The sequence below is a fragment of the Cytobacillus sp. ABV4_503 genome, assembly GCF_056158445.1.
Window position 1 is genome coordinate 2,000,377 of record NZ_JBSWTH010000001.1, and the last position, 26,477, is coordinate 2,026,853.

Here is a 26,477-nt window from a genome sequence, read left to right on the forward strand (position 1 = left end):
CTTGTTTAATATAGTGAATAACAGGAGGACTACATGACTGTAATAACCTCAAAATTCCATCAATCATTAAAAAAAGATCTCGCTTTTCTTTATAATCGTGTCAATCAGGAGATCTATGGTACAGGCGTAAAAAAACAGCGTCTTGAAACTTTTGATGATAGAGTCATCATATTTGCACAGCATAAGCGTGTTCAGGCACTGCATATGCTAAGCCAGAACTTTCATCACCTGACAATATCGGTTGATTCAGCATTGATTGTTGAATTTAAATCGCTTTTAAAGGGGCTGATTGAAGATTCTCTCCATTTGAAAGTCAAAACGATTTTAAAAGATTACGATCCTGATACCGAAGAAGCATGCACAGTTATTTATTTTAAAGAATAGCAGTTTTACATTATGTTTGGGGAAGCTGTGCATGCCGCGGTTTTTCTTAAACCTTCATATCGGAGCGGTTCCTTTGCCTTTTGTTTAACGGAAGCTGAATGAAGCCGCAGTAATAGAACATCTATGTGTACTTTGATGTTATCTATTGCTGCGGTTTTTTTTATACACATTTTTCTTATGGGAGGTGATGTCTGTTTTTATCCGCTGGAGTCGGGCTGAGACATAACAAAGAATTAAACCTGGAGGGGAAGTCTTTGGAAAAGCTAAATCCTTGGAAAGTAGGGACTTTGGGATTTCAGCATGTGCTTGCCATGTATGCAGGTGCTGTTATTGTTCCGCTGATTGTTGGACCGGCAATAGGGCTCACTGCCCAGCAGCTTGCTTACTTAATTTCAATTGATTTATTTACTTGCGGGATTGCTACATTGCTTCAAGTTATAGGGGGGAGGCATTTTGGCATCCGGCTGCCGGTGATACTTGGATGTACTTTTACAGCAGTCGGACCCATGATTGCCATCGGGAATCTGCAGGGCATCACAGCCATCTATGGGGCGATTATTGCTTCAGGAATTATCGTCATGATCTTATCTCAATTTATGAGTAAAATAATGAGATTTTTCCCTCCGGTCGTAACCGGTTCAGTGGTAGCTATTATCGGGGTTTCCTTAATCCCTGTTGCCATGAATAATGCTGCAGGAGGACTTGGTTCCCCAGAATATGGAAGTGCCCAGAATCTATTTCTGGCTGCATTTACACTGGTTCTGATTATTTTAATGAACAGGTTCATTAAAGGCTATATGAGAGCTATATCTGTGCTGCTGTCATTGGTGGCTGGAACGATCACTGCTTCTTTTATGGGGCTTGTCAGCTTTGCCGAAGTAAGCCAGGCTTCCTGGTTTCATGTTGTTCAGCCATTTTATTTCGGATTCCCGACATTCAATGCCTCGGCCATACTTACAATGACTTTAGTAGCTATTGTGAGCATGATTGAATCTACTGGGGTTTTCCTGGCTCTAGGAGATGTCTGTGAGAGAAAGCTGGGCTCCAAAGACATTAAAAAAGGGCTGCGTGCAGAAGGGCTGGCTGTAGTGATAGGGGGAATTTTTAATGCGTTTCCTTATACATCCTTTTCACAGAATGTGGGACTTGTAGCGTTAACTAAAGTGAAAACGAGAAATGTAGTTATCGCAGCTGGCGTTATTTTGATGATTTTGGGGCTTCTGCCTAAAGTGGCAGCTCTGACAACGATTATCCCTATGGCTGTTCTAGGCGGAGCAATGATTCCAATGTTTGGAATGGTGATCTCATCCGGAATCAGAATGCTTTCTGTTGTTGATTTCAGCAAAAATGAAAACTTGCTTATCGTTGCCTGTTCCATAGGAATCGGACTTGGTTCGGCAGTTGTCCCGCAAATTTTTGAAAGTCTTCCAACAAGCGCACGCCTGCTGGTTGAAAATGGGATTGTACTGGGAAGCATCACAGCAATTTTATTAAATTTGGTATTTAATTATAAAGATTTAAATATAAGTGAAAGTGAAAGAATTGAACAGCTGAAAGGAGATCATTCAGCTGAAGCGATTTAAATGCAACTGCTGAAACCATCTGTCTCTTTTTTGCGAGACAGAAATCCAAATAATAGATAGGAGCAGGAGAAATGGATTTAATTCTGAAAAATGCCAACATTCCCCAGGGAGATCGTCAGGTTTTAACAAATATTCTGGTTAACGAGGGGAAAATTGTTGGCTACACCAATGACATTTCTTTTCTGAATGCAGCCAGGGTAATTGATATTAAAGGAAAATTAGTCGTTCCTGGCTGTATTGATCCGCATACTCATTTTATGGATCCAGGCTTTACTCATAGAGAAACCTTTGCAACTGGCAGCCGTTCTGCAGCCGCGGGAGGCTTAACAACCATTATAGATATGCCATGCTGCAGTAAGCCATCCGTTCGTGATGGGGAGAGTTTCAATAAAAAAATCGGACCAATCAGAGATCAGGCTTATATTGATTACTGTTTCTGGGGCGGCATGACAGGAGAAGATGCACGTGAAGGCTGGATCGATAATATTTATCCGCAGATCGACCAGGGAGTTGTTGCCTTTAAAGTTTACATGACTCCTTCTGTCCCTACCTTCCCTAAAGTATCGGACGCAGAAATGCTGGAAATTTTCAAAAACGTTGCAAAAACCGGACTCCCAATTGGAGTTCATGCTGAAAACTATGATATCTGCACATTCAATTCCAAGAAACTTGAAAAAGAAGGGCGCCTTGACGGTCCAGCATGGGCGGAAGCACGTTCAAGCCTCGCTGAGAAGGTAGCCATTGAACTGATTCTAAGCTTTGCAGAAGCTACAGACGCACGTGTACATGTGGTACATATGAGCACGAAAGAAGGCGTCGAGCTGGTTAAAGCAGCAAAGAAGCGTGGTGTTAAGGTTACAGCAGAAACCTGTCCTCACTACCTTGTTCTCAATGCAAAGGACTCCATGTCAGAGCGCGGTTCCTATGCAAAGATTGCTCCTCCTTTACGAGGAAAAGAGGATAACGAATCTCATTGGCAGGCTCTGGCTGACGGAACAATCGATTTTGTCGGTACAGACCATGCCCCATATGAAATTGCCACAGAAAAGGATTATCCCGGGGCAACGATCTGGAACACTTTCCCCGGCATACCTGGTGTAGAAACGATGGTACCGATCCTTGTCAGTGAAGGATTAAATAAAGGCCGTTTATCCCTATCAAGGTTTGTCGAGGTAACAAGCCGCAATGCTGCCATTCATTATGGCATTTACCCTAAAAAGGGATCAATGGAAATTGGCAGCGATGCTGATTTCACTGTGATTGATCTTGAGAAAGAGTATGTAATAGACGAGCAGAAAACAGAATCAATGGCTAAATATAACCCTCTGCATGGCATGAAGCTTAAAGGAAAGCCAGTCCAAACGATCATACGCGGAAAAGTGATTTACGAGGATGATGAAGGCATCGTTGGAGAAGCAGGCTATGGCGAGTATGTTCCCCGCCAAAATATCCAGAGACTTGAGAGAACTTTAAAATATGAAAAATACGAAGCGGTAAAAGCAAAAACAAAAGACCCAGTAGCACAGCAATAAATACTTATAAAGAGGGAGGCTGTCCGGATTGGAACTTAGGGGAAAAAAGCACTGTGTGGTCATTATTGATATGTTAAACGACTTTATCGGTGAAAAAGCAGCATTAAGGTGTGAGAATGGCGAAAAAATAGTTCCTAAAATACAAGAGCTTATTCAATTCGCTCATGAACACAATATCCAGGTTGTGCATGTTCAGGAAGCTCACAGAAAAAATGACCGTGATTTTCGCGTGAGGCCAGTCCATGCAGTTAAAGGAACCTGGGGTTCGGAATTCATTCCAGAGCTCCAGCCTGATGAGAGCAAAGGGGATTATGTGGTCCAAAAGAGGCGGCATAGTGCATTCAGCTACACCGATTTTGATCTCTTTCTGAGAGAGGAAGAAATAGATACTGTGGTACTAACTGGAGTCTGGACCAATGTATGTGTTCGCAGTACTGCTTCTGATGCTTTGTATCATGGCTACAACGTCATTTGCATTTCAGATGCCACCGCTTCCCAGGATAACGATATGCATGTATCAGGTTTAAGAGACATTGATATCTTCGGGGATATATTATCAACAGAAAATTACAAAAAGCTGGCTAAAAAGAAATTCTCCCAAGACGAATCTGTTGTCTAACTCCTCTTTAGGAATAAGAAGAAAGCGAATTTTAGTTGGCATTACCGGAGCAAGCGGATCATTGTACGCCTATACCTTGATCCGCGCTCTTCATCAATTAGAGATCGAAACGCATTTAATTGCTACGGAGATGGGAGAAAAAGTAATGCAATTTGAATGCGGGATCAAGATGGACGAGCTGAAGGAGTATGCCACTATCCACAGCAACCGGAATCTTTTCGCTGCGGTTGCCAGCGGATCCTTTAAGACAGACGGAATGGTTATCGTACCATGTTCGATGAATACATTGGGAGCTATTGCGAATGGGGTCGGCGATACGCTATTAAGCAGGGCTGCCAGTGTTGTATTAAAGGAAAATAGAAAGTTCATTATTGTTCCAAGGGAAGCACCTTTTAATTTGATTCATCTGCGCAATATGACTCTCCTTGCTGAGAGTGGAGCATGTATAATGCCTGCATCACCAGGCTTTTATCATAAGCCGACAGAAATATGGGAGCTGGCCAACTTTATGGTGGCGAGGATATTGGACATGCTGGATATTGACCATGAGCTGCTGGAGAGATGGGGGGAAAAGGCATGAACCCTGTAACAATGAGGGCATTGCTGGATAGATGGGAAAGCATGGGGTTTCTTCATCGGGTAAAAAAAGAGGTGGATCCTATGCACGAGCTGGGTGCAGTGATTAATGCCAAAAATGGAAAAGAGCCTTTTTTATTTGAAAAAATTAAAGGCTATCAATCTTCCATGGCTGCCGGTTTGGGTGGTGACAGAGAGCTGATGGCTGACAGCATGGGTATCCAATCTGAGGAACTTATCCCTAAAATCATCGACTCTATTGTTAATCCTATTCCAACCACATTAAGGCAAACGGGCCCTGTTCAGGAGAATCTGGTGACCGGGGAATTCGATCTTGCAGACTTGTTTCCTATCCCAACCTATCACGCGGAAGACTCTGGTGCTTATTATGTTTCAGGAATATTGGTGGTTAAAGATTTATCAGGGAGAAAAAGATATACCTCCATTCGCAGAATGCAATATCTTGGCGGAAATCGAACAAACATCCTCATAACCTCCCCAGAGCTGATGGAGCAATATGCCCATTATGAAAGTATTGGCGAACCGATGGAAGTGGCTGTTATGTTTGGCGTAGTTCCAGCAGTTGTATTAAGTTCTCAGATTAGTACACATTTGTATCATACCGACAAATTGGATGTAGCAGGTGCACTGCTCGGTCAGTCCCTTGATGTTGTTCAATGCAAAACAGTTGATCTGGAAGTACTGGCTGAGGCGGAAATTGTATTGGAAGGCAGAATGCTTCCATATGAAAGAGAACTGGAAGGACCTTTTGGCGAACTGGCAGGCTATTATGGCACCAGAACGCCTCAGCCGGTTGTAGAGTTTTCAGCCGTTACTTACCGCGATAATGCTATCTCACAGACTATTTTTCCATCAAGCTATGAAGAAAGGCTGCCAATGGCGCTTGTAAGGGAAGCCACTCTTTTAAGCACTGTCCGGCAGGTGGTTCCAAATATAAAAGCTGTACATATCCCGATGGGCGGGGTGGCTCGCTATCATGCAGTCATTCAGATTGAGAAGAAGCATGATGGTGACGGCAAACAGGCAGCACTTGCAGCTTTTGCAAGCGATAAGGATTTAAAGCATGTGATTGTTGTAAATGATGACGTCGATATTTTTGATTCAGATGATGTTGAATGGGCCATAGCTACAAGAGTCCAGGCAGGTGATGACATATTTATCGTACAAGGTGCAAAGGGATCGCCGCTCGAATCGTCCCATCATTTAAAAGGAGTCAGTGATAAGATGGGCATCGACGCAACCTATCCGCTTGGAAAAGAAGAGTTATTTAAAAGGACTTCGATCCCCATTGAAGTGAATCTCGAAGACTATCTTTAAGCTTCTGCAGTAGAGGAGGTCAAAAATGAAGGCAATTGGCTTGATTGAAACAAGGGGTTTGACAGCGGCTGTTGAAGCGCTGGACTCAATGGCAAAAGCGGCAAATGTCAGTTTAGTTGATTTAAAGAGAGTCGGATCCGGACTTGTCACCGTCATTATCGAAGGCGATGTCGCAGCAGTCACTGCAGCTGTTGAGGTTGGGAAGACTGCTCACACCATGACTGGAGGAGAACTGGTTTCTTCTAACGTTATACCCCGTCCTCATTCAGAACTTCGCAAAATTCTTTAATGGAGGTGCATAATGTGTGTCTGACTTTATTAAAAGTGTTGTAGAAGAAGTGATGAAGCCTTACAGCAAGACAAAAGTAAATCCTATTCCTGGAGTTTCCAATCAGTCCCCTCCAGGCAGGCACCAGGAACCAGAAAAGAATATACCGGGCATTAGCAGACCTAATTACCAGAGGGAAAAAATGAATAAAAGAATATCAATCCATCATGCAGAGCCGGTCATGAATGCTGATCCAAATCCTTACAATAGAAGGCAAACAGCTTCTCTTTCTTCACCCAAGCTTTCGGCTAAGGAGAAAATTGCACAGCTTCAAACCCTTTCCCTGGTACAGGGGAAACAGCCGGTTTCTTCTAAGGCTGACTTTGCTGATATAAGACCTGACCGAAATGCAAGAGAAAGCCAGCTTATCGGACAAACGCCGGAGGGAGTAAAAGTCTGGCTGTTCTCAGACCTTCATCCTGCTCTTGAAAGCTCTTTTCAGCGGGAATTAAAAACAGCCTCAGTCGGTGTAGTCACTTCAGAAAAATGCTCACCGGGCCAGCTATTTATGCTTAATGACCTTTTAAGGGAGTTTCCTTCTTTACGATATTGCCTGACATGGGACAAAAACAGCGGGCAATCCTTTTCGCTGGAGCTATATGAAGATGAACGTAGAACACTATTAAACGCTTTAAAGAGCTTCTTTAAAAAACTTTCCCAAAAATCCTTTAAAACTACTCAAATTTATCGAGAAAAATCCCCCAGTCCATGGCTTACAAAACAATTGGGGCTGAACTCTTCAATTGGCGGTGTCGCTGTCATTGAAGGAATCGACTATTATTCGGGTATTTTAATTCTTGACCGTTACATGAAAAAAAGCACTTCTGAACAACTCCATTTTTTAATAGAAAAGAAATATTTGCTGCTTCACGGACACTATGATGAGGTATCAAGCATCTCAGATCAGCTTCATAAGGAATTCGACAGAATTAAATAGGACTTAGCCAGCATAGCTGTCACAGTTCAGCGCTATTTTTATCCCGCAAACATCTTATAGGCACAGAGAGACGATTTTGTCTATTTCATAAGAGGAGGATTTTTCAGTTGCAAGCATTAGGTTTGATTGAAACCGTTGGTTATTCAACAGCAGTTTCTGCTGCAGATGCAGCCGTAAAAGCAGCAGATGTAGAAATTGTAGGAATTGAAAAAGTAATAGGAGTGGAGGGCTACCTGGGCGTTACCATCCATTTTAACGGGGATGTAGCGGCGGTGAAGTCTGCTGTCGATGCTGGTTTGAGTGCTGCAGAGAGAATTGGAAAAGTAATTTCTGCTCATGTCATCCCTCGTGCCCACAGTGAAGTAGCAGGGAAGCTGCTTCCGCATTTTAAACTGGAAGATTTGCATCCTGGAAATGATGCTGAGGGGGATAAAAAACTTGAAGCAGAGACGAAAAGAAAAAAGCAAACGATAGAAAAAAACAACCTTAATGATAATGATACAGACCAACCATCAGTTTAATAAATTAAAGGAGGAAACACACAATGGGTGAAGCATTGGGATTAATCGAGACAAAAGGTCTTGTAGGCGCAGTAGAGGCAGCGGATGCAATGGTTAAAGCAGCTAACGTGGAGATCTGCGGATATGAAAAAGTGGGATTTGGTCTTGTAACGGTTATGGTCAGAGGAGATGTAGGAGCGGTTAAAGCTGCTACAGATGCAGGGGCGGAAGCGGCCAGCAGAGTTGGAGAACTCATTTCGGTACATGTTATTCCAAGGCCGCACAGCGAAGTTGAAAGAGCTCTATTATCAAAAAACATCGGTGAATAAGCATGAGCAGCAAAAAGCAGAGTGTTATGGCAAAAAACACTCTGCAGGAGCTTTACCTCCGAAATGACAGCTTCAGAGACAGAAAACCTCACATCCTGGCTCTATTAACCTCTCATATGATAGGAATGGAACCAGGATTTTCTTACTTGAAAGAATTAACAAAGGAAGATATTACACTAAGGATGACTGCTGAGGAAGAAATGCTTAAACAAGTTCAGCTGCAGAAGTTAGTTCTTCTGACTGGAAATGACGATTGGATCTCTCCTTCAATGGTTCATGAGCAGCTTATTGATCATTTTGACGAAATCTTTTTGCCTATTCTATCCTTTTCTTTAATAACAGACATATTGTCCCTTAACGAAAAAAGACCAATGGTGAGGATCATTCTAAAGGGCTTATTAAGGGGAAAACGGGTAACAGCTTTAAAAGCTGGAGGTGATCCTTTCAGCCAATATTGGAAACTGAAAGGAATGGATAAAGGCCCGGACTTGTTAAAAAGAAAGCTTAATCAGCAGTTGGCAGAGCTGAAGATGCTTGGAATCAGATTATTAGACTTCAATGAACCAGCAGACTTTGCTGTTCAGCCTTTGAAGAAAACGGTTATTACCGATGAATCACTCCGGTTTGCCCACTTGAATAAGCTTGATCAAATAGCTGTTCCAAAAGGGGCTATCATTACCCCTCTTGCAAGAGATACAGCAAAGGAACTGAAGATCGAAATCATTTTACATTAAGGAGAAGATCTTTATGCAAATGGGAATAGTGGTTGGTCGTGTAACTGCCACAAGAAAAGATGATAATCTGGTGGGCACAAAATTATTAATTACCCAGCCTATAGGATTGGACGGCTCGCTGTTACCGAACCCCATTATAACCGTTGATACTGTTGGTGCCGGAATAGGCGAAAAGGTCATATATGTGACTGGAAGCATGGCATCAAGAGCCGTCCAAAATAAAGATGCTCCTATAGATGCAGCCATTATCGGAATTATTGACAGTGTAGAAGGAGAGACAGGGGGTTAATAAATGGATGCAAAAGACATAAAAAAAGCAGTGCAATACCGCAAGCTTATTGACGTGCTGCTTGATTCCAGCCAGTTTGCTGATGTAGTTCTAAAAGGCGGATACTTCATTAATGTCATCACCCGGGAGATCTATGAAGCAGACGTTGCGATGAAAGGCGAATATATTTTAATGGCTGGAGATGCAAAAGACTTAATCGGGCCAAAAACGAAAGTTGAAAACATTCAGGGGAAATTCGTATGTCCCGGGTTTATTGATTCTCATATGCATTTTGAAAGTGCAATGCTGACTTGCACGGAATTCTCCAAGCTTTCCATTCCGACTGGAACCACCACGCTGATCGGGGATCCGCATGAAATTGGCAATGTCCTGGGAGTTCACGGGATGCAGGCGATGATTGAAGAAGCAAAGACACTTCCAAACCGGATACTTTTCACGGTTCCCTGCGCGGTGCCTGATGCTCCCGGACTTGAAACCTCCGGATTTGATGTGACTTCCAAGGATATGAAAGAGCTATTGGCTGACCCAAATGTGCAGGGAATTGGGGAGATCCAAAGCTTCAGCAATATCAGGCCGGTATATGAGCATGCCCCGGAATTAATAGACGACCTTGTTGCCGCAGTTTCGTATGCAAACAGTATAGGAAAAACGGTTGAAGGGAACGCACCAGGATTGCTTGGCAAAGAGCTTGCCGCCCATATTATCAGTGGAGGCAACCATGTGTCCTGCCACGAGACTACAACGAAAGAAGAGACAGTCGAAAAGCTGCGCAATGGTGTAAGTGTGTTCATGCGTGAAGGCTCTTCCCAAAGAAATATGGCTGAATGTATCCGTGCCATAACAGAGGATGGTCTAGATTCCCGGCGTGCAATCCTCGTATCAGACGATATGGTGCCAGCTGATTTGTTAAATTACGGACATATGAATGATATTGTCCGCAGAACTATTGCTGTAGGAATTGATCCTGTGGAAGCCATCCAAATGGCGACCATAAATCCGGCTGCCCATTTCGGCTTTAAAGATGTTGGGATAATTGCACCAGGCAAACGGGCAGATGTCGTCGTGATCAGCGATCTGAACAATATGACCGTTGACCAGGTATATCTTGCAGGGAAAAAAGCAGCTGAAAAAGGCGAATTAACAATAGATATTGCTCCTTACATATATCCGGAAAGTGTGAAAAAGTCAGTGAAGAGAAAAACTGTAACACTTAATGAGCTGGCTATTGAAGCCCCAGGCACCCGTGCAAAAGTAAGGGCAATTGAAGCTATACCTTTTCAGAACTTAACCGGCGGAAGCGAGTTCACTCTGAATGTCAAAGACGGCATTGTGCAGCCTTGCCTTAAACAGGATGTTCTGCCGCTTCTGGTTGTAGAACGCCACGGCAGAACAGGAAAAATCGGCAAGACTTTCCTGCATGGCTTTGATTTGAAAAGCGGAGCCATTGCTGAAAGTGTTGCTCATGATACCCACAATATCATCGTAACAGGGACAAACTACGAAGATATGGTAACGGCGGTGAACCGTGTAATTGCCATGGATGGCGGAATAGCCATGATAAAGGATAGCAAAGTAGTCGGTGACCTGCCTTTGAGGATTGGCGGTTTAATGACAGATGAATTATCCGGAAAAGAAATGAGTGAAAAGGTAGACGAATTGTCGCAGCTTGCGAAAGAAGTTCTTGGCTGCGGCATGGAAGTTCCATTTATGCATTTATCATTCTGGTCACTGGTAACAAGCCCTAAGTGGAAAATTACAGATATGGGCCTAATCGATGTAGATAAGTTTGAGGTCATTCCGACCATTATTAATTGACCTTAAAAGCGGCGATCCCTGCCGCTTTTCATATATAAAAGAATTAGCGGGCAAGGAGGAATATCATGGGAGTTAAACTAGTCGATTTAACGCAGGAAATTTATCAGGGGATGCCTGTTTTTCCCCTCCATCAAAAAACAATGATCTTCCCAAATATCTCTCACGAAGAAAGTGAAAAGCAAGTTGGATTTATGTTTGCAACCAATAATCTATTAATCAATGAACATGGCCCTACCCATAGCGATGCAACCTATGAATATGATCCAAACGGAAAATACATCGATGAAATGCCGCTTGAATTTTTTTACGGGCCCGCCGTTTGCCTTGATGTGTCCCACGTCCAGCCTGATCGGTATATTACTGACCGTGTTCTCGAGGCAGCATTGCGGAAATCACAGCAGTTTATTGAAAAAGGAGATATCGTCCTCCTCTATACCGGCCACTACAATCGGTCTTATGGCACTGAAAAATGGCTCACAACATATACTGGCCTGGATTATCAGGCAGCAAAATGGCTGGCTGAACAAGGTGCAGTCAATATAGGCATTGATGCCCCGGCCATTGACCATCCGGATGATCCAATGTATTCCGGACATCTCATTTGCCGTGAATACGGAATAACTAATACGGAAAATCTCTGCAATCTCGACCAGATCGCAGGCATGCGATTTCTATATTTTGGACTTCCGCTCAGAATTCGGAATGGAACGGGATCTCCGATTCGTGCGGTTGCGGTATTCATTGAATAACAACAAAGGCTGGTGATCAAATGAAAGAGGTTTTTAACAGAGGCAAGATCCGGGACGAAATTATTATTCCACCGTATGAAGGAAGAAGCGCACTGATTCACAAAGGGGAAGAGCTGATTATTATTGATATGGAAGGAAAACAGGTCGGGGACTTTGTCTGCTTTAGCTATGAAGATCCCGGGGAACATGTTTCACCTGTCCATATGCGGGCTTCACTAAGCAGCATACGGCTTAAAACGGGAGACTGGCTTTACAGCAACCGCCGCCGTCCGCTAATGCAGCTTTTGGAAGATACTGTTGGAAAACATGATTTCTTCTTCCCGGCATGTGATTATTACCGCTACAAAGTTGATTTCGATAAAGAGGAACACCCTAATTGCCATGATAATATTGCAGATGCATTGAAAAAGTATAATATTCATCCTACAGTTATTCCAGATCCCATTAATATTTTTATGAATAATGTCCTTGATGATGCCGGGGATTATGTCATTGCAGAACCCCTTTCCAAGCCTGGCGATTACATAAGGCTGAAAGCACTGTGCGATGTTGTCATTGCCTGTACAACGTGTTCCCAGGACATGGCGCCTGTTAATGGGTTTAAGGTGACCCCTATTAAAATGCAAATTATGGAGGCGGATTAATGAATGATATTCAGTTTCTTCAGCATCTGCTCCAAATTGACAGCTCCAATCCGCCCGGAAACGAGCATTTAGTGACCGAAGCTTTTATTGACAGATGCAAGCAAAATGGTCTGCCGTTTAAAGTGACCATGCTTGATGAGACTCGAAGCAATTTTGAAGTTACGCTTCCAGGAAAAAGCGGTAAACAGCTATTCTTATGCGGTCATATGGATACAGTTTCACCTGGAAATGGAGAATGGGTTTACTCCCCTTTTTCAGGGGAAATCGCAAATGAGCGGATTTATGGCAGAGGAGCTTCTGATATGAAAAGCGGCCTTGCAGCAATGTTCCTGGCTTTAGAGGAGCTGTATCTAACCAATACTGTTCCACCTGCAGACGTTACCTTTCTGGCAACAGCCGGGGAAGAAGTCGACAGCTGCGGGGCCAGGACTTTTTTAAAAGAAAATGATGACCGAAAAATCGATGCACTTGTCATTGCCGAACCGACAAATGAAAAAATTGTGATTGGCCATAAGGGAGCTCTTTGGCTTGAGATCACAGCGTATGGAAAAACCTCTCACGGTTCGATGCCGGAACAGGGAATCAATGCAGTAGATCATATGCTGAAAATAATCCGGGTATTGGATGAAATGAAAATTGAATGGAAGACAGAAAAGAAGCCCCTCGGACAAAGCAGCCTGGCTGTTACCATGATTGAAGGCGGAGTGCAGACTAATGTCATTCCAGATAAATGCAGCATCAGAGCAGATATTAGAACGGTTCCCCCTCAATCCCATTCCCATTTTATAAATAAGCTAAAATCCAAACTTGATGTTCTATTGGATCAGGGAGAAATTTATAAATACAGTGTAGAAACCCTTCTTGACCGTCCGTCTATTTTAACGGATCCTGCTCGGGACATTATTCAAATTGCACAGATGGTAAAGGGCGAATCGGCAGCGGACCATTACGGGGTGTCCTACTATACAGATGGTGCTGTACTTAATCCAAGGAGTGAAATTCCTACCTTGATTTATGGCCCGGGGGATGAAAAGCTGGCCCATCAGCCAAATGAGTGGGTTAGTCTGGCGGCATATCAGCGCTCCATTCAATTTTACAGGCAGCTTATTATGTTATATGGAAAACTGGAGCCGTCAGTAGCAAGGCCAATGCGAGGGGGAGGAAGAAATTGAGCAGTATTCTGATAAAAAACGCTGAAATTATTACAATGAATACAGCTGAAGAAATCATTTTCGGAGATTTATATATTGTAGATGACCGCATTGCCGAAATTGGACAGAACTTAACACATAAAGCGGATAAAGTAATCGATGCCAGCGGAAAGACGATCATTCCGGGATTTATTCAGACTCATATCCATCTGTGCCAGACATTATTCCGCGGACAGGCTGATGATTTGGAGCTTCTTGATTGGCTGAAGCAGAAGATCTGGCCGCTTGAGGCTTCGCATGATGAAGAGTCCATCTATTATTCTGCTATGCTCGGAATTGGTGAATTGCTCCAGAGCGGAACAACAACTGTGGTGGACATGGAAACCGTTAATCATACCGAATATGCTTTTCAGGCCATTGCCGAAAGCGGCATACGGGCACTTGCAGGAAAGGTCATGATGGATAAAGGGGATGAGGTCCCTGTTCCGTTAAGAGAAAATACCTCCAAATCCATCCAGCAAAGCGTGGATCTCCTTGAAAGATGGCACAATCGTGATAACGGTCGCATACAATATGCCTTCTGTCCCCGATTTGTCGTTTCCTGCACAGAGGAATTGCTGACAAATGTCAGGGACCTTTCTGCACAATACAATGTCAGAGTTCATACGCATGCATCTGAAAATGCCAATGAAATTCTGCTTGTTGAAAGAGAGTTTGGGATGCGGAATGTAGTCTACCTGGACAGCATTGGGCTTGCCAATGAAAGGCTGATTCTGGCCCATTGTGTTTGGCTTGATGAAGAAGAGAGAAGGATAATCAAAGAGCGCGGCGTAAAGGTCAGCCATTGTCCGGGATCCAATTTAAAGCTGGCATCCGGTGTAGCAGAAATTCCTTCATTATTGGATCAGCAGGCTTTTGTCAGCCTGGGGGCTGATGGGGCTCCCTGTAATAACAATCTGGATATGTTCAATGAAATGAGATTGGCTGCCATCATTCAGAAGCCAGTACATGGACCAACAGCAATGAATGCGAGAACCGTCTTCAGAATGGCGACGATTGGCGGAGCTAAAGCAGTTGGAATGGAACAGGAAATCGGCAGTCTGGAGCCCGGCAAGAAAGCAGATCTTGCCATCCTGAATCTGAATGATTTTCATGTGTATCCATCCTTTGATATCGACACAATTAGCAGGATTGTCTATTCAGCGACTCGTGCAGATGTAGAATCTACCATTGTAAACGGGAAATTTGTGATGGAAAATCGGAAGCTGAACACCGTTGATAAAGAAATGGTTTTAAAAGAAGCGAACACGAGCATACAGAGGCTTCTCAAAAGATTAGAGACAGCCGTTTATTAATCTTCTAATTCGGCTGAAACAAATCAGCCGTTTTTTTTATGGTAAAATATAGTAAAGGGGTGGTGTTGTGAAAGCCGAAATTTTAGATCATGCAAATCTAATGCAGGCATCAGAGTTTATTGCAGAAATGAATGCCTTGCCAGAGTGTCATATAGGGTATTTGGGGACAAGCCAAAACGATATTTTTCAAAGTCTGGAAGAAATGAGTCGTGACGCTGAATCAGCTGCGTTTATTATCAGGGAGGGTGATGTTCTAGCTGGTTTTCTGGGTGTAGATGCCGATCTTTATAAAGGGACAGCGGAGTTATGGGGACCTTTTATCCAGGAAAATGAACTTATGAGACTATTATGGGAAGAAGCACTCCATTATTTTGAAGGAAAGCTGCATACATACTTTTTATTTTCTGATACCTCAAACCATGCTGCAGCCGAATTTGCATCAAAAAACGGATTCATGCTGCAATCGGCTCAAACATATATGGAACTGAAAGAAAATTCAAGCAATGGTTTTAGAAAGGTCAGTTTATTGCCGATTCACTTTCATAGTGAATTTATTCATTTGCATGATTCCTTGTTTCCCCATACCTATTATTCAGGAGAAGAGATAATCGATAGAATTAATGATGAACACAAAGTCTACACATTTGAAGATGTGGATGGATTAAATGGCTATTTATATGCAGAATACAATCGTGAAGGAAAAGAAGGAAGCATTGAATTCATTGGTGTGGATCCCGGTAAGCGCCAAAAAGGCATTGGACGGAATTTGCTTGAAATGGCAGTTCATGATCTTTTTATGAGTAGTGGAGCTAAAAGCATTAAGCTTTGTGCAGGGACAATAAACGGGAAAGCGCTGTCTATTTATAAAAAAGCAGGGTTTAAAGTTGAGAGATCATTGAATTTTTATAAGCTCGAAATTCGGGAATAAGAGCAATAAGTTAGTGTGCTTTTGGGTTTTTAGGTAATATATAATTAACCAGATAAAATTGGAGGGAACAAAATGGCTATTGAAAACCCAAGCAGGGACGAAATCGGAGTACTATTAAAAAAGTCAAAGCGGATTGCTGTTGTGGGGTTAAGCGGAAACCCTGAACGCACATCCTATATGGTGTCAGAGGCAATGCAAAAAGCCGGCTATGAAATCATCCCGGTTAATCCGGCTGTCGATGAGGTACTTGGTGTAAAGGCTGTCGCAAATTTAAAAGAGATTGAGGGGCATGTAGATATCGTCAATGTATTCAGGCGCTCAGAGTTTCTTCCGGAAATTGCTCGGGAGTTTGCTGAAATAGATGCTGATATCTTTTGGGCACAGCTTGGAGTGGCAAACCAGGAAGCATATGACTTTCTAAAAGAAAAAGGCTTCACTGTCATCATGGACCGCTGTATTAAAGTTGAACATGCACTTACGAAGTAAACTCTGCATGAGGTCTGCTTAAGATCTCATGTTTTTTATTTTTTTATTGAATCCCTATAAATAAAGGGTTTATGCAACGGAAATAATCAGGATAAATCTTTTAAATCCCAAGATCTTATTTGCCAAAACCAAATAAATAGATAAAATAAAGCATAGACCATCCTAAAATATATGGTAAAATATGAATACAGAACATCTGTTCCTGATTGGGTTTAGTAAAGGGAAAATGGCATTAACGCCGAATTCTCATACGGGTGTTCCAGTGCCGTGAATTGGACGGCAAGTGTTTTTGCAGGAAATGAAAGGGGTATGTTCGTGGCAAGAAATCAGGAAGCTTTTGACTACAATGATGATGCCATACAGGTACTCGAAGGGCTTGAAGCTGTTAGAAAACGCCCTGGGATGTACATTGGAAGTACGGATGCAAGGGGTTTGCACCATCTTGTATATGAGATTGTCGATAATGCTGTCGATGAAGCACTGGCAGGTTACGGGGATCATATCATTGTCAGAATACATAAAGATAATTCAATCAGTGTTCAAGATAAAGGACGCGGTATGCCTACAGGTATGCACAGAATGGGCAAGCCGACTCCAGAAGTCATATTGACTGTCCTTCATGCAGGAGGAAAGTTTGGCCAGGGAGGCTATAAGACAAGCGGCGGGCTGCATGGTGTTGGGGCATCCGTGGTCAACGCCCTCTCCGAGTGGCTTGTTGTTAAAATTAAACGTGACGGCTTTGTGTATGAACAGCGATTTGAGCTGGGCGGAAAGCCGGTGACCACACTGGAAAAGGTGGGCAAGACAAATCAAACAGGGACTACCATTCACTTTAAGCCAGATCCGTCAATTTTTTCGACTACCACGTATAATTACGAAACACTCTGTGAGCGTCTTCGCGAATCTGCTTTCCTTCTTAAAGGAATGAAAATAGAAATCATAGATGAACGAAATGACTTTCATGAGGTTTTTCACTATGAAAATGGCATAGAAGCATTTGTTGAATATTTAAATGAAGAAAAGGATGTTATTCACCCAGTAGTCAGCTTTGAAGGAGAGAGCAATGGTATTGAAGTGGACTTTGCTTTTCAATTCAATGATGGATACTCCGAAAATGTCCTTTCATTCGTCAACAACGTCCGCACAAAAGACGGCGGTACGCATGAGGCTGGATCCAAAACTGCGATGACAAGGGCTTTTAATGAATATGCCCGGAAAGTGAATCTTCTGAAAGAGAAAGATAAAAACCTGGATGGAGCAGATCTGCGGGAAGGATTCACGGCTATTGTATCTGTTCGTGTCCCGGAGGAGCTTTTGCAGTTTGAGGGCCAGACGAAAGGCAAGCTGGGGACCAGTGAAGCGCGTTCGTCTGTTGATTCTGTTGTTTCCGAGCATTTGTCTTATTTCCTTGAAGAAAACCCTGAGACAAGCTCCCTGTTAATTAAAAAGGCGATAAAAGCTTTTCAGGCAAGAGAAGCAGCCCGCAAAGCACGTGAGGAAGCAAGGAGCGGGAAGAAAAGAAAAAAATCTGAAGCCATGCTTTCTGGAAAACTTACCCCGGCACAATCAAGGAACCCCCAAAGAAACGAATTATATCTGGTTGAAGGCGATTCTGCCGGGGGATCTGCTAAACAGGGCAGGGACAGGCGCTTCCAGGCTGTACTCCCGCTTAGAGGTAAAGTAATTAACACAGAAAAAGCAAAGCTGCAGGATATCTTTAAAAATGAAGAAATCAATACCATTATCCATGCAGTTGGGGCAGGCGTTGGCACGGATTTTAATCTGGACGATGTCAACTATGATAAGGTGATCATCATGACAGATGCTGACACTGATGGAGCGCATATCCAGGTGCTCCTGCTCACGTTCTTTTACAGGTATATGAAACCGCTGCTTGAAGCGGGAAAGGTATTCATTGCGCTGCCTCCTTTATATAAAGTCAGCAGGGGGTCAGGCAAAAAAGAAGTGATTGAGTACGCATGGAGTGATGATGATCTTCAGGATACCATTAAAAAAGTGGGTAAAGGCTATATGCTCCAGCGCTACAAAGGGCTTGGGGAAATGAACGCCGACCAGCTATGGGAGACAACTATGGATCCAGAGTCGCGCACATTGATCCGCGTTAAAATTGATGATGCAGCCAGAGCTGAACGCCGTGTGACCACCTTGATGGGCGATAAGGTTGAACCCCGCCGCAAATGGATCGAATCGAATGTGGCATTCGGCCTTGAAGAAGATGGAAGCATACTTGAAAATGAAAATATTTCAGTACTAGAGGAGGAGGGTGTTGATTCATGAGTTCTGCAGAAAAATTCCGGGACCTTCCTCTTGAAGATGTATTAGGCGACCGCTTTGGGCGTTATAGTAAATATATTATTCAGGATCGTGCCCTTCCTGATGCACGTGATGGGTTAAAGCCTGTCCAAAGACGGATTCTTTATGCCATGCACGTAGAAGGCAACACACATGAAAAGGGCTTTAGAAAGTCCGCTAAAACAGTCGGGAATGTAATCGGCAATTATCATCCGCATGGCGATACTTCAGTTTATGATGCGATGGTGCGGATGAGCCAGGATTGGAAGGTCCGTAACCTTCTTGTGGAAATGCACGGCAATAATGGGAGCATCGATGGAGATCCTCCAGCAGCTATGCGTTATACAGAAGCCCGTTTATCCCCCCTTTCTTCCGAATTGCTAAGAGATATTGAGAAAAGAACCGTTGAATTCATCCCGAACTTTGATGACACGTCCAATGAGCCAACCGTTTTGCCGGCAGTTTATCCGAATTTGCTTGTCAATGGCTCGACAGGCATCTCTGCGGGATATGCAACTGATATTCCGCCCCATCATCTAAATGAGATTATTGATGGTGTTATTTTACGAATGGATAAGCCTGATTGTTCCATAGATGATCTGATGGAGCATATTAAAGGGCCGGACTTCCCTACTGGAGGCATTATCCAGGGAATCGATGGAATTAAAAAAGCTTACGAGACAGGAAGAGGCAAAATCATTGTCCGAGGAAAGGCTGAATTTGAGGATTTGCGCGGAGGGAAAAAGCAGATCGTCATCACTGAGATTCCTTATGAAGTGAATAAAGCCAATCTGGTTAAGAAGATTGATGAATTCCGCCTTGACCGGAAAGTGGAAGGCATTGCTGAAGTCCGTGATGAAACAGACCGGACCGGCCTCCGTATTGTGATCGAGTTAAAAAAGGATGCAGATCCTGAAGGCGTCCTTCATTACCTGTACAAAAACAGCGATCTGCAGATTCCATATAACTTCAATATGGTCGCCATCCACAATCGCCACCCGAAATTAATGGGGTTAAGAGAATTGCTGGATGCTTACATAGGCCATCGTAAAGAAGTTGTTACACGCAGATCCCAGTTTGAGCTGCAAAAGGCCGAGGCGCGCCAGCATATTGTTGAAGGCCTGATGAAGGCTCTTTCTATCCTGGATGAAGTGATTGCTGCGATCCGCGCTTCCAAAGATAAACGGGATGCGAAAGATAATCTGATTGCAAAGTTTGAGTTCACTGAACCTCAGGCAGAAGCAATTGTTTCCCTGCAGCTTTACCGCTTAACCAATACAGATATAACCGCTTTAAGAGCAGAGGCTGAGGAGCTTGCTAAGCTAATCGGCGAGCTTAAAGCTATTCTGGAAAGTGAGAAGAAGCTTCTCTCTGTTATTAAAAAAGAGCTAAGGGATGTCAAAAAGCGTTTCGCCGATGAACGCCGGACCAGAATCGAAGCGGAAATCGAGGAAATCAAGATCAATCTTGAAGTTCTGGTAGCGAGTGAAGACGTTATTGTAACGGTAACAAAGGAAGGCTATGTCAAGCGTACAAGCCAGAGATCGTTTGCCGCCTCTAACGGACAGGATTTCGGCATGAAGGATACAGACAGGCTGATTGCAAAGCTTGATATGAATACGACTGATGTTCTCCTTGTATTTACTAATAAAGGAAACTATCTATACTGTCCTGTACATCAGCTGCCTGATATCCGCTGGAAGGACCTTGGACAGCATATAGCCAATATCATACCGATCGACCGGAATGAATCAATAGTCCGGGCTATTCCGATTAAAGATTTTGAAACAGAAGAATACCTGCTCTTTATGACGAAAAATGGAATGGTCAAGAAAACCGAGCTGAAAGCTTATAAAGCCCAAAGATATTCTAAGCCGCTGGTTGCAGTTAATGTAAAAGGCAATGATGAAGTTCTCGACGTCTATTTAACAGATGGCACAAAGGAAATATTCCTTGCCACCCATCAAGGATTCGGCCTCTGGTTCCATGAAGAAGAAGTGAGCATCGTTGGTGCCCGGGCTGCCGGCGTAAAAGGCATTAACCTGAAAGACGGCGATTTTGTTGCAGGTGCTCAGCTTATTGAGGATCAGAAAGAGCAGGCTGTTGTGATTGTTACACAGCGGGGCTCCATTAAAAAAATGAAGCTGAGCGAGTTTGAACGGACTTCCCGTGCCAAGCGCGGTGTAGTGATGCTCCGTGAATTGAAATCGAACCCTCATCGTATTGTCGGGTGTGTGATTGTACGCAGCAAAGATGATATATACATTGAAACGGAAAAAGGGCATATAGAAGCAGTTAATGTTTCATCAATCCGTTTTAATGACAGATACTCTAATGGATCGTTCATTATTGATGAATCCGAGAACGGGAAGGCAAAATGCATCTGGAAGACTGAAGTCCAGGAAGATGATGCCGGCCTGCCGATTGAATAAGGTTTATTTTCCCCTGTGAAAGCAGGGGCTTTTTGTCGATGTTAGCTGCAGGGAATTTGGTTCATCCGGTTTTGATGTCAAAATTAAATCAATAAAGATTCATGAACATAAAAAGAATTTAGAATAATGTTATTCTTCTGTTAGTTGTTTTGTATAAAAAATTAATATAATCTCCTGTGAAAACGATTAAAAAATATTTGTTTTGAATTGGGAATAACGGATATTTTTCGCTTAATATCAGGGTTTTTGATAATTTTTAAACCATTGGAATGAATATTCGACTTGTCTATTAAAAATTCTTTTGATAGATTATAAGGAGTGTGTTGTTTTTGTGAAATAACAATAGAGTTGATTAGGGGGAATAGTATGGGTTTATTGGAATCAATCGTAGGCTTTCTAAATGATCTTTTATGGACTTACATTTTGATTGCCGCATTAATCATTTTAGGATTATATTTCAGCTTTAAAAGCCGGTTTGTTCAATTAAGATATTTTGGTGAAATGTTCAGAATATTGGGCGATAAAGCAATGGTATCTGCAGAAGGCAAGAGAGGGATATCATCATTTCAGGCTTTTACTATTAGTGCAGCCTCCCGTGTAGGTACTGGTAACATCGCCGGTGTAGCGACTGCAATTGCTGCAGGGGGACCAGGGGCTGTCTTTTGGATGTGGCTCATCGCTTTTATTGGGGGAGCTTCCAGTTTTATTGAAAGTACTTTGGCGCAGATTTATAAAGTGAAAGATAAGGATGGTTTTCGCGGCGGTCCAGCCTACTATATGGAAAAAGGTCTGAATAAGCGATGGATGGGAATAATCTTTGCTATCATCATTACATTCTGTTTTGGTCTGGTTTTTAACTCTGTTCAATCGAACACCATCTCTTTAGCTTTTAATGAAGCGTTTGGTGCGAGCCGTCTAACCATCGGACTTGTGCTTGCGGCTTTAACGGCGATCATCATTTTTGGCGGCGTTAAACGGATTGCCTATGTATCACAAGTCGTTGTGCCGATAATGGCAGTCATATATTTAGCTGTCGCTATTGTAATTGTCATGATGAACATTACTGAAATTCCTAATCTGGTTGGCGGCATTGTTAAAGGAGCTTTTGGGCTTGATCAGGCTGCTGGCGGCGCAATGGGTGCTGCAGTGATGATGGGTATTAAAAGGGGTCTCTTCTCAAACGAAGCAGGAATGGGCAGCGTGCCAAATGCAGCTGCTACAGCTTCAGTTTCCCACCCTGTAAAACAAGGATTGATTCAAACCCTTGGGGTATTTGTGGATACGATATTAATATGTTCCGCTACAGCCTTTATTATTCTGCTGTCAGGTGAATATGCTAATTCTGACCTAACAGGCATTGAATTGACACAGGCAGCCCTTAGCACACATGTCGGATCATGGGCACCTATGTTTATAGCTGTTGCTATTTTCTTATTTGCGTTCACATCTGTTATCGGAAATTATTATTATGGTGAAACAAATATTGAATTTATTAAAGAAAGCAGCTCTGCGTTATTTATATATCGCATTGCTGTACTAGGAATGGTAATTTTCGGATCTGTAGTTGATTTAGCAATTGTCTGGAGCCTGGCCGATTTATTCATGGGCATAATGGCCATCATTAACTTTATTGCAATTGTATTGCTTGCTAAAATTGCCTTTGCAGCTCTAAAGGACTATAAGGCACAGAGAAAAGAAGGAAAAGACCCTGTGTTTTATGCAGACTCCATCCCGGGTCTAAAAGGAATTGAATCATGGGAAACCAAAGAAAATGCTTCAAAGAAGAAGGCAGCTGAATAATTTATCTGCAAAACTGCAAAACCTCTTATCCTTTGGATGGGAGGTTTTTTATGTTTTTACATGTTATTTCCATAATTGGGCAGGATAATAAAAAAAATAGGGAGGATTCGTAAATGAAAAAGGAATTGCTTTTTGCGTTTGCGGCTTTCTTTTTTATGTCTCTATCCGCCATAACAGGCGTATATGCTGGTGAGAGAGAGCAAAAAGCTGTAACGGTGTCAAAAGATAAAGTGGATGTAACCGGTGATAATAAGGCGGATACCGTCTATATTAAGGGTGTTTATTATGAGGATGGCGCATCATTTTTAAAGGAGATATCACTCGAAATAAAGGCTTCTGACGGTAATACGTATAAAGCGGAGCTTGCTGGAGGGTATGAACCTCAAATACAGTTTGAGGATTTAAATCATGATTCCATTAAAGATATGTTTATAAGTATTCCAACAGGGGGAAGCGGCGGCCTGTCAAATTTTTATTTATATACGTTAAAGGACTTTACGTTGACTGACCTGTCGGTTCCAGATCCTTTAGTGATCAATAGCCAATTTGAAAATGGCTACAAAGCCAATATTAGCATTCAGGACACCAAACAATCATATACCTTTGATTTAAGGGACCGTAGTGAGGAATATGAACGGCTTGGTCTGTATGTAAACGGAAAACTAAGTGAACCAACCGAACTAATGGTAAATCCATATAGCACGCTAAAGATCATCCCTGTTGAAGGGCAGAATGGATTAATGGGAGTTCAGAGAATAAGCGGTGCTTATAATGCAGATACCATCGCATTTGTAGAATCTTTCTGGCTGTATGAAGAAGGGAAATGGATGTTAAAAGACACCAAAGTTATGAAAATGAATTCCCGCAAGCGTTAATGATATGGGCATTTGTCACGTTTCTTTCAGTGCCCCATATACTGGGCATAAGGAAAATTGTATATGGGGGCGCTTATTATGAGTAATTTTAATCCATCTAAGCTGTCGGTTAAATATTTGCCTCCTGCGACGGAATTCAGACCCGTAGACAGCAGGAAATATACACTTACACACTCAGATGCAACAGGAGAATTATTTTTGGCGATAGGCGGCTGCTATGACTTTAATGCAGTCAATCCTAAATTCCGTGATGAAGTATTTGCTGAATGGATTCCACAAATGGGGCAGTATGTGCTGAGCGGAAGGGTATATATCAGCGGCGGTGAATTCGATCAGCAATACGCTAAAATAAGGTTTCTTATCTTCCAGAAGGAATTGGATCTGGCGCTGAAAGCGATAGTTTATGGAGACAGATGTTTTTATACCAATTATCCCTGGCTGCTTGATTCGCCAATCTTTATATATTTTGAATCTGCATACCCGGAGTTCAGCAAACTACTTTATTACGGGACTCCGAGAAAATATTTAAGTGCAGCATTGCAGCCAGTATGAAAATGCGCGTTAGGGAACGCATGTTCTGTTTTATGAATAATGGCTCTAAACGCAGCAACAAATGTAAAAGAAGCTGTATTTTATCCTAAAGCAAAGGAGCGACTAGAATGAAGAAAGAACAGGAGAAAGCATTTGGATTAAGTTATGAATCGGATGGAGAGATGGGAGAAAAAACCAAAACCAAAAGCAAAAACAATATTAAGGATAATAAAGAACAAGATGATCTGTTTTTTAATACAACACAGGATAGTGAATAAATTAAATGGATTTGAACACATGGTTGTATATAAAAATATTATGTAAACTAGTCTTCAGCAAGAAAAACACGAATTAGTTCTTTAAAAATTAAACTGAAAACTATTCAAAACAAAATTTCTTCGTTTGCAGTTTAAACCATTTAAGTAATAATTGACTGTAAATTTTCATGTTGTCTCACTATCTTAAGTATACTTTGATAATGAGACAACAATTCTATTTCAATCCATTACTTCCTATAATATATATTATGTAAACTAGAATAAAAATGCTAGCCATAAGACGCTTTACTTCCTTCCTTCTTTTTTCGGATTGCAGATTTGAAAAATAGATATTGGATTTTGAATTATTGAACATACAAAACCTTCTCTCAGTATATACCTGAGCGAAGGTTTATGTTTTGTTATAAATCACCAGCTAAATTGGCCCAGGGTTTATCTAACAATTTTGCATGGTTTTAGGATTGCATTTTTGCTGATATTTTTAATAAAATGATTCATTAACCTCCCAGGATTCCACCGTTTTATAAGCTGTTTGCGGGTCATAGCCCTTTCCAAGCAAGTACGCAATTGCTGCAACTTCAGTCATAGCATGGGAAACTGAAGTGAATTTTGCTTCTGATAGGCCATAATTCACAAATGGTTTTACGTTCATTAAGGTCTCGTTTTTTAAATTTCTGTTTGGAATAAAGTAACCATAATTCATGTTTTGATAATAGTGCATTTGTTAAGCTGCCTCCCCATTTTTTTACTTGATGTTATTTTATGATTGGTTTCAAAAAATGTTTTTGTCCAGGTGAATACATTTCTTTACAAAAAATAAGCATACTGAAATTAAGGCAGCCGGGAATGGATAGATTTAGGGATATAATTAAGGAGCAAATTTGATGCGCAGATGGTGGATTGCAATAGCCTATGTCATTTTATTGATTGTTGGAATTACCAATAAAGAATATTTATTAGAATGGCTGCGAACCAGTGACCCATCATGGCTTCCTGCGATGTTTTTATTTTCTGTTCTGATTGCATCTATTCCATTCTTGCCATTTACTTTATTTGCAGGATTAATGGGAATGAAATTTGGTGCTTTAGTTGGTCTGCTGATAAATTGGTTTGGCATTCTTTTGACTTCGTTAATTTACTTTTTTTTATCAAGATACTATTTCAGAAGTTATTTCACTGCCTATTTGGGAAAGTATAAAGCAATTAATAAATTTCAGGACCTATTTGAAAAAAAAGCATTTATGGCTATTTTGTTTGGACGAATGATTGTTATTATCCCTCCTCAGGTGTTTAATATCTATTGTGGAATAGCAGATATTCCATTTAGGCATTTTTTTATAGCTACTGCCTTTGGACTGCTGCCTCCAATGTTTATGCTTGCATACAGCGGGGAGCAATTGTTTTTATCACTTCATAATTTTTTGCTGGGAGTAATTTCGTACCTTCTATTTCTTCTCTGCCTGCTCTTTTGTTATAAATTATGGTTCCATAACAAGCTGGATCAATCAAAAAGATGATTTGATTAAAATGAAAAAAAGCCCACAAAATACGTGGGCTGTTATTCGTTATTTGTTTATCGGGTTCTTATTCGATGTTAGCTCCTCCGCAAACTCAGTTAACCCCGCCATATTTGACTTCTGGAAATTTGTCGTTTGGGCTGTATTATTGAATTTGTTGTTTATCGGGTTCTTATTCGATGTTAATTCTTCTGCAAACTCAGTTAACCCCGCCATATTTGGCTTCTGGAAATTTGTCATTTGGGCTGTGTTATTCATTAACTTTTGAAACGGGCGAGCCATATTTCTGCCGCGATTTCTAGTAAATCCATATGCAGCTGCACTTAAGCCAAGGCTTAATAAAGATCCCCATAACATTCCTCTGTTTCTCCTTCTCTTTCTGCCAAACATATTTAAAAGTGGCTGCATTCTGCCAGTATTAAAAAGCGCACTTATCCAGTTATTCAAGTCATAG

At 41.9% G+C, this 26,477-nt stretch carries 28 protein-coding genes; 26 read left to right on the forward strand and 2 right to left on the reverse strand.

What is annotated here, in order from left to right; all coding sequences use genetic code 11:
* The first annotated feature begins 33 nt into the window (after positions 1-33).
* From ACXAD1_RS10025 to ACXAD1_RS10145, 25 genes are all read left to right on the forward strand, one after another.
* The gene (locus ACXAD1_RS10025) at positions 34-384 is read left to right on the forward strand and encodes a Na-translocating system protein MpsC family protein (protein ID WP_206837492.1); all 351 of its coding nucleotides are present in this window, start codon (positions 34-36) and stop codon (positions 382-384) included.
* 254 nt (positions 385-638) lie between these two features.
* Positions 639-1,967: a nucleobase:cation symporter-2 family protein gene (locus ACXAD1_RS10030; protein ID WP_474909946.1), complete on the forward strand. Its 1,329-nt coding sequence runs from the start codon at positions 639-641 to the stop codon at positions 1,965-1,967.
* A 71-nt stretch (positions 1,968-2,038) separates the two neighbouring features.
* A complete protein-coding gene (allB, locus tag ACXAD1_RS10035) occupies positions 2,039-3,499 on the forward strand; it encodes an allantoinase AllB (RefSeq protein WP_370222495.1) in 1,461 nt (486 codons plus the stop codon).
* A gap of 28 nt (positions 3,500-3,527) precedes the next feature.
* Complete coding sequence (locus ACXAD1_RS10040; protein ID WP_474909947.1) at positions 3,528-4,118, forward strand: cysteine hydrolase family protein; 591 nt, start codon at positions 3,528-3,530, stop codon at positions 4,116-4,118.
* Positions 4,111-4,698 (forward strand): UbiX family flavin prenyltransferase, encoded by a 588-nt coding sequence (locus ACXAD1_RS10045; protein WP_211202430.1) that lies wholly within the window; start codon positions 4,111-4,113, stop codon positions 4,696-4,698. Before ACXAD1_RS10040 ends, ACXAD1_RS10045 begins: the two co-directional genes overlap by 8 nt.
* On the forward strand, positions 4,695-6,032 hold the full coding sequence (locus ACXAD1_RS10050) for a UbiD family decarboxylase (RefSeq protein WP_474909948.1): 1,338 nt from the start codon (positions 4,695-4,697) through the stop codon (positions 6,030-6,032). Before ACXAD1_RS10045 ends, ACXAD1_RS10050 begins: the two co-directional genes overlap by 4 nt.
* A 25-nt stretch (positions 6,033-6,057) precedes the next feature.
* Positions 6,058-6,321 (forward strand): BMC domain-containing protein, encoded by a 264-nt coding sequence (locus ACXAD1_RS10055; protein ID WP_206837504.1) that lies wholly within the window; start codon positions 6,058-6,060, stop codon positions 6,319-6,321.
* 16 nt (positions 6,322-6,337) lie between these two features.
* Positions 6,338-7,297: a hypothetical protein gene (locus tag ACXAD1_RS10060; RefSeq protein ID WP_474909949.1), complete on the forward strand. Its 960-nt coding sequence runs from the start codon at positions 6,338-6,340 to the stop codon at positions 7,295-7,297.
* A gap of 107 nt (positions 7,298-7,404) precedes the next feature.
* The gene (locus ACXAD1_RS10065; RefSeq protein WP_474909950.1) at positions 7,405-7,818 is read left to right on the forward strand and encodes a BMC domain-containing protein; all 414 of its coding nucleotides are present in this window, start codon (positions 7,405-7,407) and stop codon (positions 7,816-7,818) included.
* Between the two features lie 23 nt (positions 7,819-7,841).
* A complete protein-coding gene (locus ACXAD1_RS10070) occupies positions 7,842-8,126 on the forward strand; it encodes a BMC domain-containing protein (protein ID WP_009334686.1) in 285 nt (94 codons plus the stop codon).
* Positions 8,127-8,128: 2 nt separating this feature from the next.
* Positions 8,129-8,860 (forward strand): hypothetical protein, encoded by a 732-nt coding sequence (locus tag ACXAD1_RS10075; protein WP_474909951.1) that lies wholly within the window; start codon positions 8,129-8,131, stop codon positions 8,858-8,860.
* Positions 8,861-8,873: 13 nt separating this feature from the next.
* Positions 8,874-9,149 (forward strand): EutN/CcmL family microcompartment protein, encoded by a 276-nt coding sequence (locus ACXAD1_RS10080; protein ID WP_206837515.1) that lies wholly within the window; start codon positions 8,874-8,876, stop codon positions 9,147-9,149.
* Positions 9,150-9,152: 3 nt separating this feature from the next.
* Entirely contained in the window at positions 9,153-10,964 is a 1,812-nt protein-coding gene (gene ade, locus ACXAD1_RS10085; protein ID WP_474909952.1) for an adenine deaminase, read from the forward strand.
* Between the two features lie 65 nt (positions 10,965-11,029).
* Positions 11,030-11,713, forward strand: coding sequence for a cyclase family protein (locus ACXAD1_RS10090; protein WP_474909953.1), 684 nt, complete (start codon positions 11,030-11,032; stop codon positions 11,711-11,713).
* Between the two features lie 20 nt (positions 11,714-11,733).
* On the forward strand, positions 11,734-12,357 hold the full coding sequence (locus tag ACXAD1_RS10095; protein ID WP_370222507.1) for a DUF1989 domain-containing protein: 624 nt from the start codon (positions 11,734-11,736) through the stop codon (positions 12,355-12,357).
* A complete protein-coding gene (locus ACXAD1_RS10100; protein ID WP_474909954.1) occupies positions 12,357-13,529 on the forward strand; it encodes a M20 family metallopeptidase in 1,173 nt (390 codons plus the stop codon). Before ACXAD1_RS10095 ends, ACXAD1_RS10100 begins: the two co-directional genes overlap by 1 nt.
* Positions 13,526-14,863: a 5'-deoxyadenosine deaminase gene (locus tag ACXAD1_RS10105; RefSeq protein WP_474909955.1), complete on the forward strand. Its 1,338-nt coding sequence runs from the start codon at positions 13,526-13,528 to the stop codon at positions 14,861-14,863. The genes ACXAD1_RS10100 and ACXAD1_RS10105 overlap by 4 nt, the downstream gene beginning before the upstream one ends.
* Positions 14,864-14,930: 67 nt before the next feature.
* Positions 14,931-15,791 (forward strand): GNAT family N-acetyltransferase, encoded by an 861-nt coding sequence (locus ACXAD1_RS10110; RefSeq protein ID WP_474909956.1) that lies wholly within the window; start codon positions 14,931-14,933, stop codon positions 15,789-15,791.
* A 72-nt stretch (positions 15,792-15,863) separates the two neighbouring features.
* Positions 15,864-16,277 carry a CoA-binding protein gene (locus ACXAD1_RS10115; RefSeq protein ID WP_370222514.1) on the forward strand — a complete coding sequence of 138 codons (414 nt, stop codon included), beginning with the start codon at positions 15,864-15,866 and terminating at the stop codon, positions 16,275-16,277.
* 315 nt (positions 16,278-16,592) lie between these two features.
* On the forward strand, positions 16,593-18,575 hold the full coding sequence (parE, locus tag ACXAD1_RS10120; RefSeq protein ID WP_474909957.1) for a DNA topoisomerase IV subunit B: 1,983 nt from the start codon (positions 16,593-16,595) through the stop codon (positions 18,573-18,575).
* Positions 18,572-21,022: a DNA topoisomerase IV subunit A gene (parC, locus tag ACXAD1_RS10125; protein ID WP_370222515.1), complete on the forward strand. Its 2,451-nt coding sequence runs from the start codon at positions 18,572-18,574 to the stop codon at positions 21,020-21,022. Before parE ends, parC begins: the two co-directional genes overlap by 4 nt.
* Positions 21,023-21,388: 366 nt before the next feature.
* A complete protein-coding gene (locus tag ACXAD1_RS10130; RefSeq protein WP_206837541.1) occupies positions 21,389-22,822 on the forward strand; it encodes an alanine/glycine:cation symporter family protein in 1,434 nt (477 codons plus the stop codon).
* Between the two features lie 113 nt (positions 22,823-22,935).
* Positions 22,936-23,697, forward strand: a complete 762-nt coding sequence (locus ACXAD1_RS10135) for a hypothetical protein (protein ID WP_474909958.1) — start codon at positions 22,936-22,938, stop codon at positions 23,695-23,697.
* Positions 23,698-23,775: 78 nt separating this feature from the next.
* Complete coding sequence (locus ACXAD1_RS10140; RefSeq protein ID WP_206837548.1) at positions 23,776-24,249, forward strand: staygreen family protein; 474 nt, start codon at positions 23,776-23,778, stop codon at positions 24,247-24,249.
* A 107-nt stretch (positions 24,250-24,356) separates the two neighbouring features.
* Entirely contained in the window at positions 24,357-24,506 is a 150-nt protein-coding gene (locus ACXAD1_RS10145; RefSeq protein WP_474909959.1) for a hypothetical protein, read from the forward strand.
* A gap of 481 nt (positions 24,507-24,987) precedes the next feature.
* Here the strand turns inward: ACXAD1_RS10145 and ACXAD1_RS10150 are convergent, their stop codons facing one another.
* The gene (locus tag ACXAD1_RS10150; RefSeq protein ID WP_206839888.1) at positions 24,988-25,227 is read right to left on the reverse strand and encodes a hypothetical protein; all 240 of its coding nucleotides are present in this window, start codon (positions 25,225-25,227) and stop codon (positions 24,988-24,990) included.
* Positions 25,228-25,390: 163 nt separating this feature from the next.
* On the opposite strand from ACXAD1_RS10150, the gene ACXAD1_RS10155 reads away from it, so the two are divergent.
* Positions 25,391-26,023, forward strand: a complete 633-nt coding sequence (locus tag ACXAD1_RS10155; protein ID WP_370222522.1) for a TVP38/TMEM64 family protein — start codon at positions 25,391-25,393, stop codon at positions 26,021-26,023.
* Between the two features lie 48 nt (positions 26,024-26,071).
* Here ACXAD1_RS10155 and ACXAD1_RS10160 read toward each other — a convergent pair whose 3' ends face one another.
* Entirely contained in the window at positions 26,072-26,380 is a 309-nt protein-coding gene (locus ACXAD1_RS10160; RefSeq protein ID WP_244671167.1) for a hypothetical protein, read from the reverse strand.
* Between the last annotated feature and the right edge of the window lie 97 nt (positions 26,381-26,477).

What these genes read in the sequence shown, in the direction of transcription:
- ACXAD1_RS10025 (WP_206837492.1), top strand. Translation starts at nt 34, where the DNA reads ATGACTGTAATAACCTCAAAATTCCATCAATCATTAAAAAAAGATCTC.
- allB (WP_370222495.1), top strand. Translation starts at nt 2,039, where the DNA reads ATGGATTTAATTCTGAAAAATGCCAACATTCCCCAGGGAGATCGTCAG.
- ACXAD1_RS10050 (WP_474909948.1), top strand. Translation starts at nt 4,695, where the DNA reads ATGAACCCTGTAACAATGAGGGCATTGCTGGATAGATGGGAAAGCATG.
- ACXAD1_RS10055 (WP_206837504.1), top strand. Translation starts at nt 6,058, where the DNA reads ATGAAGGCAATTGGCTTGATTGAAACAAGGGGTTTGACAGCGGCTGTT.
- ACXAD1_RS10070 (WP_009334686.1), top strand. Translation starts at nt 7,842, where the DNA reads ATGGGTGAAGCATTGGGATTAATCGAGACAAAAGGTCTTGTAGGCGCA.
- ACXAD1_RS10075 (WP_474909951.1), top strand. Translation starts at nt 8,129, where the DNA reads ATGAGCAGCAAAAAGCAGAGTGTTATGGCAAAAAACACTCTGCAGGAG.
- ACXAD1_RS10080 (WP_206837515.1), top strand. Translation starts at nt 8,874, where the DNA reads ATGCAAATGGGAATAGTGGTTGGTCGTGTAACTGCCACAAGAAAAGAT.
- ade (WP_474909952.1), top strand. Translation starts at nt 9,153, where the DNA reads ATGGATGCAAAAGACATAAAAAAAGCAGTGCAATACCGCAAGCTTATT.
- ACXAD1_RS10090 (WP_474909953.1), top strand. Translation starts at nt 11,030, where the DNA reads ATGGGAGTTAAACTAGTCGATTTAACGCAGGAAATTTATCAGGGGATG.
- ACXAD1_RS10095 (WP_370222507.1), top strand. Translation starts at nt 11,734, where the DNA reads ATGAAAGAGGTTTTTAACAGAGGCAAGATCCGGGACGAAATTATTATT.
- ACXAD1_RS10100 (WP_474909954.1), top strand. Translation starts at nt 12,357, where the DNA reads ATGAATGATATTCAGTTTCTTCAGCATCTGCTCCAAATTGACAGCTCC.
- ACXAD1_RS10115 (WP_370222514.1), top strand. Translation starts at nt 15,864, where the DNA reads ATGGCTATTGAAAACCCAAGCAGGGACGAAATCGGAGTACTATTAAAA.
- parC (WP_370222515.1), top strand. Translation starts at nt 18,572, where the DNA reads ATGAGTTCTGCAGAAAAATTCCGGGACCTTCCTCTTGAAGATGTATTA.
- ACXAD1_RS10130 (WP_206837541.1), top strand. Translation starts at nt 21,389, where the DNA reads ATGGGTTTATTGGAATCAATCGTAGGCTTTCTAAATGATCTTTTATGG.
- ACXAD1_RS10135 (WP_474909958.1), top strand. Translation starts at nt 22,936, where the DNA reads ATGAAAAAGGAATTGCTTTTTGCGTTTGCGGCTTTCTTTTTTATGTCT.
- ACXAD1_RS10140 (WP_206837548.1), top strand. Translation starts at nt 23,776, where the DNA reads ATGAGTAATTTTAATCCATCTAAGCTGTCGGTTAAATATTTGCCTCCT.
- ACXAD1_RS10145 (WP_474909959.1), top strand. Translation starts at nt 24,357, where the DNA reads ATGAAGAAAGAACAGGAGAAAGCATTTGGATTAAGTTATGAATCGGAT.
- ACXAD1_RS10150 (WP_206839888.1), bottom strand. Translation starts at nt 25,227, where the DNA reads ATGCACTATTATCAAAACATGAATTATGGTTACTTTATTCCAAACAGA.
- ACXAD1_RS10155 (WP_370222522.1), top strand. Translation starts at nt 25,391, where the DNA reads ATGCGCAGATGGTGGATTGCAATAGCCTATGTCATTTTATTGATTGTT.
- ACXAD1_RS10160 (WP_244671167.1), bottom strand. Translation starts at nt 26,380, where the DNA reads ATGTTATGGGGATCTTTATTAAGCCTTGGCTTAAGTGCAGCTGCATAT.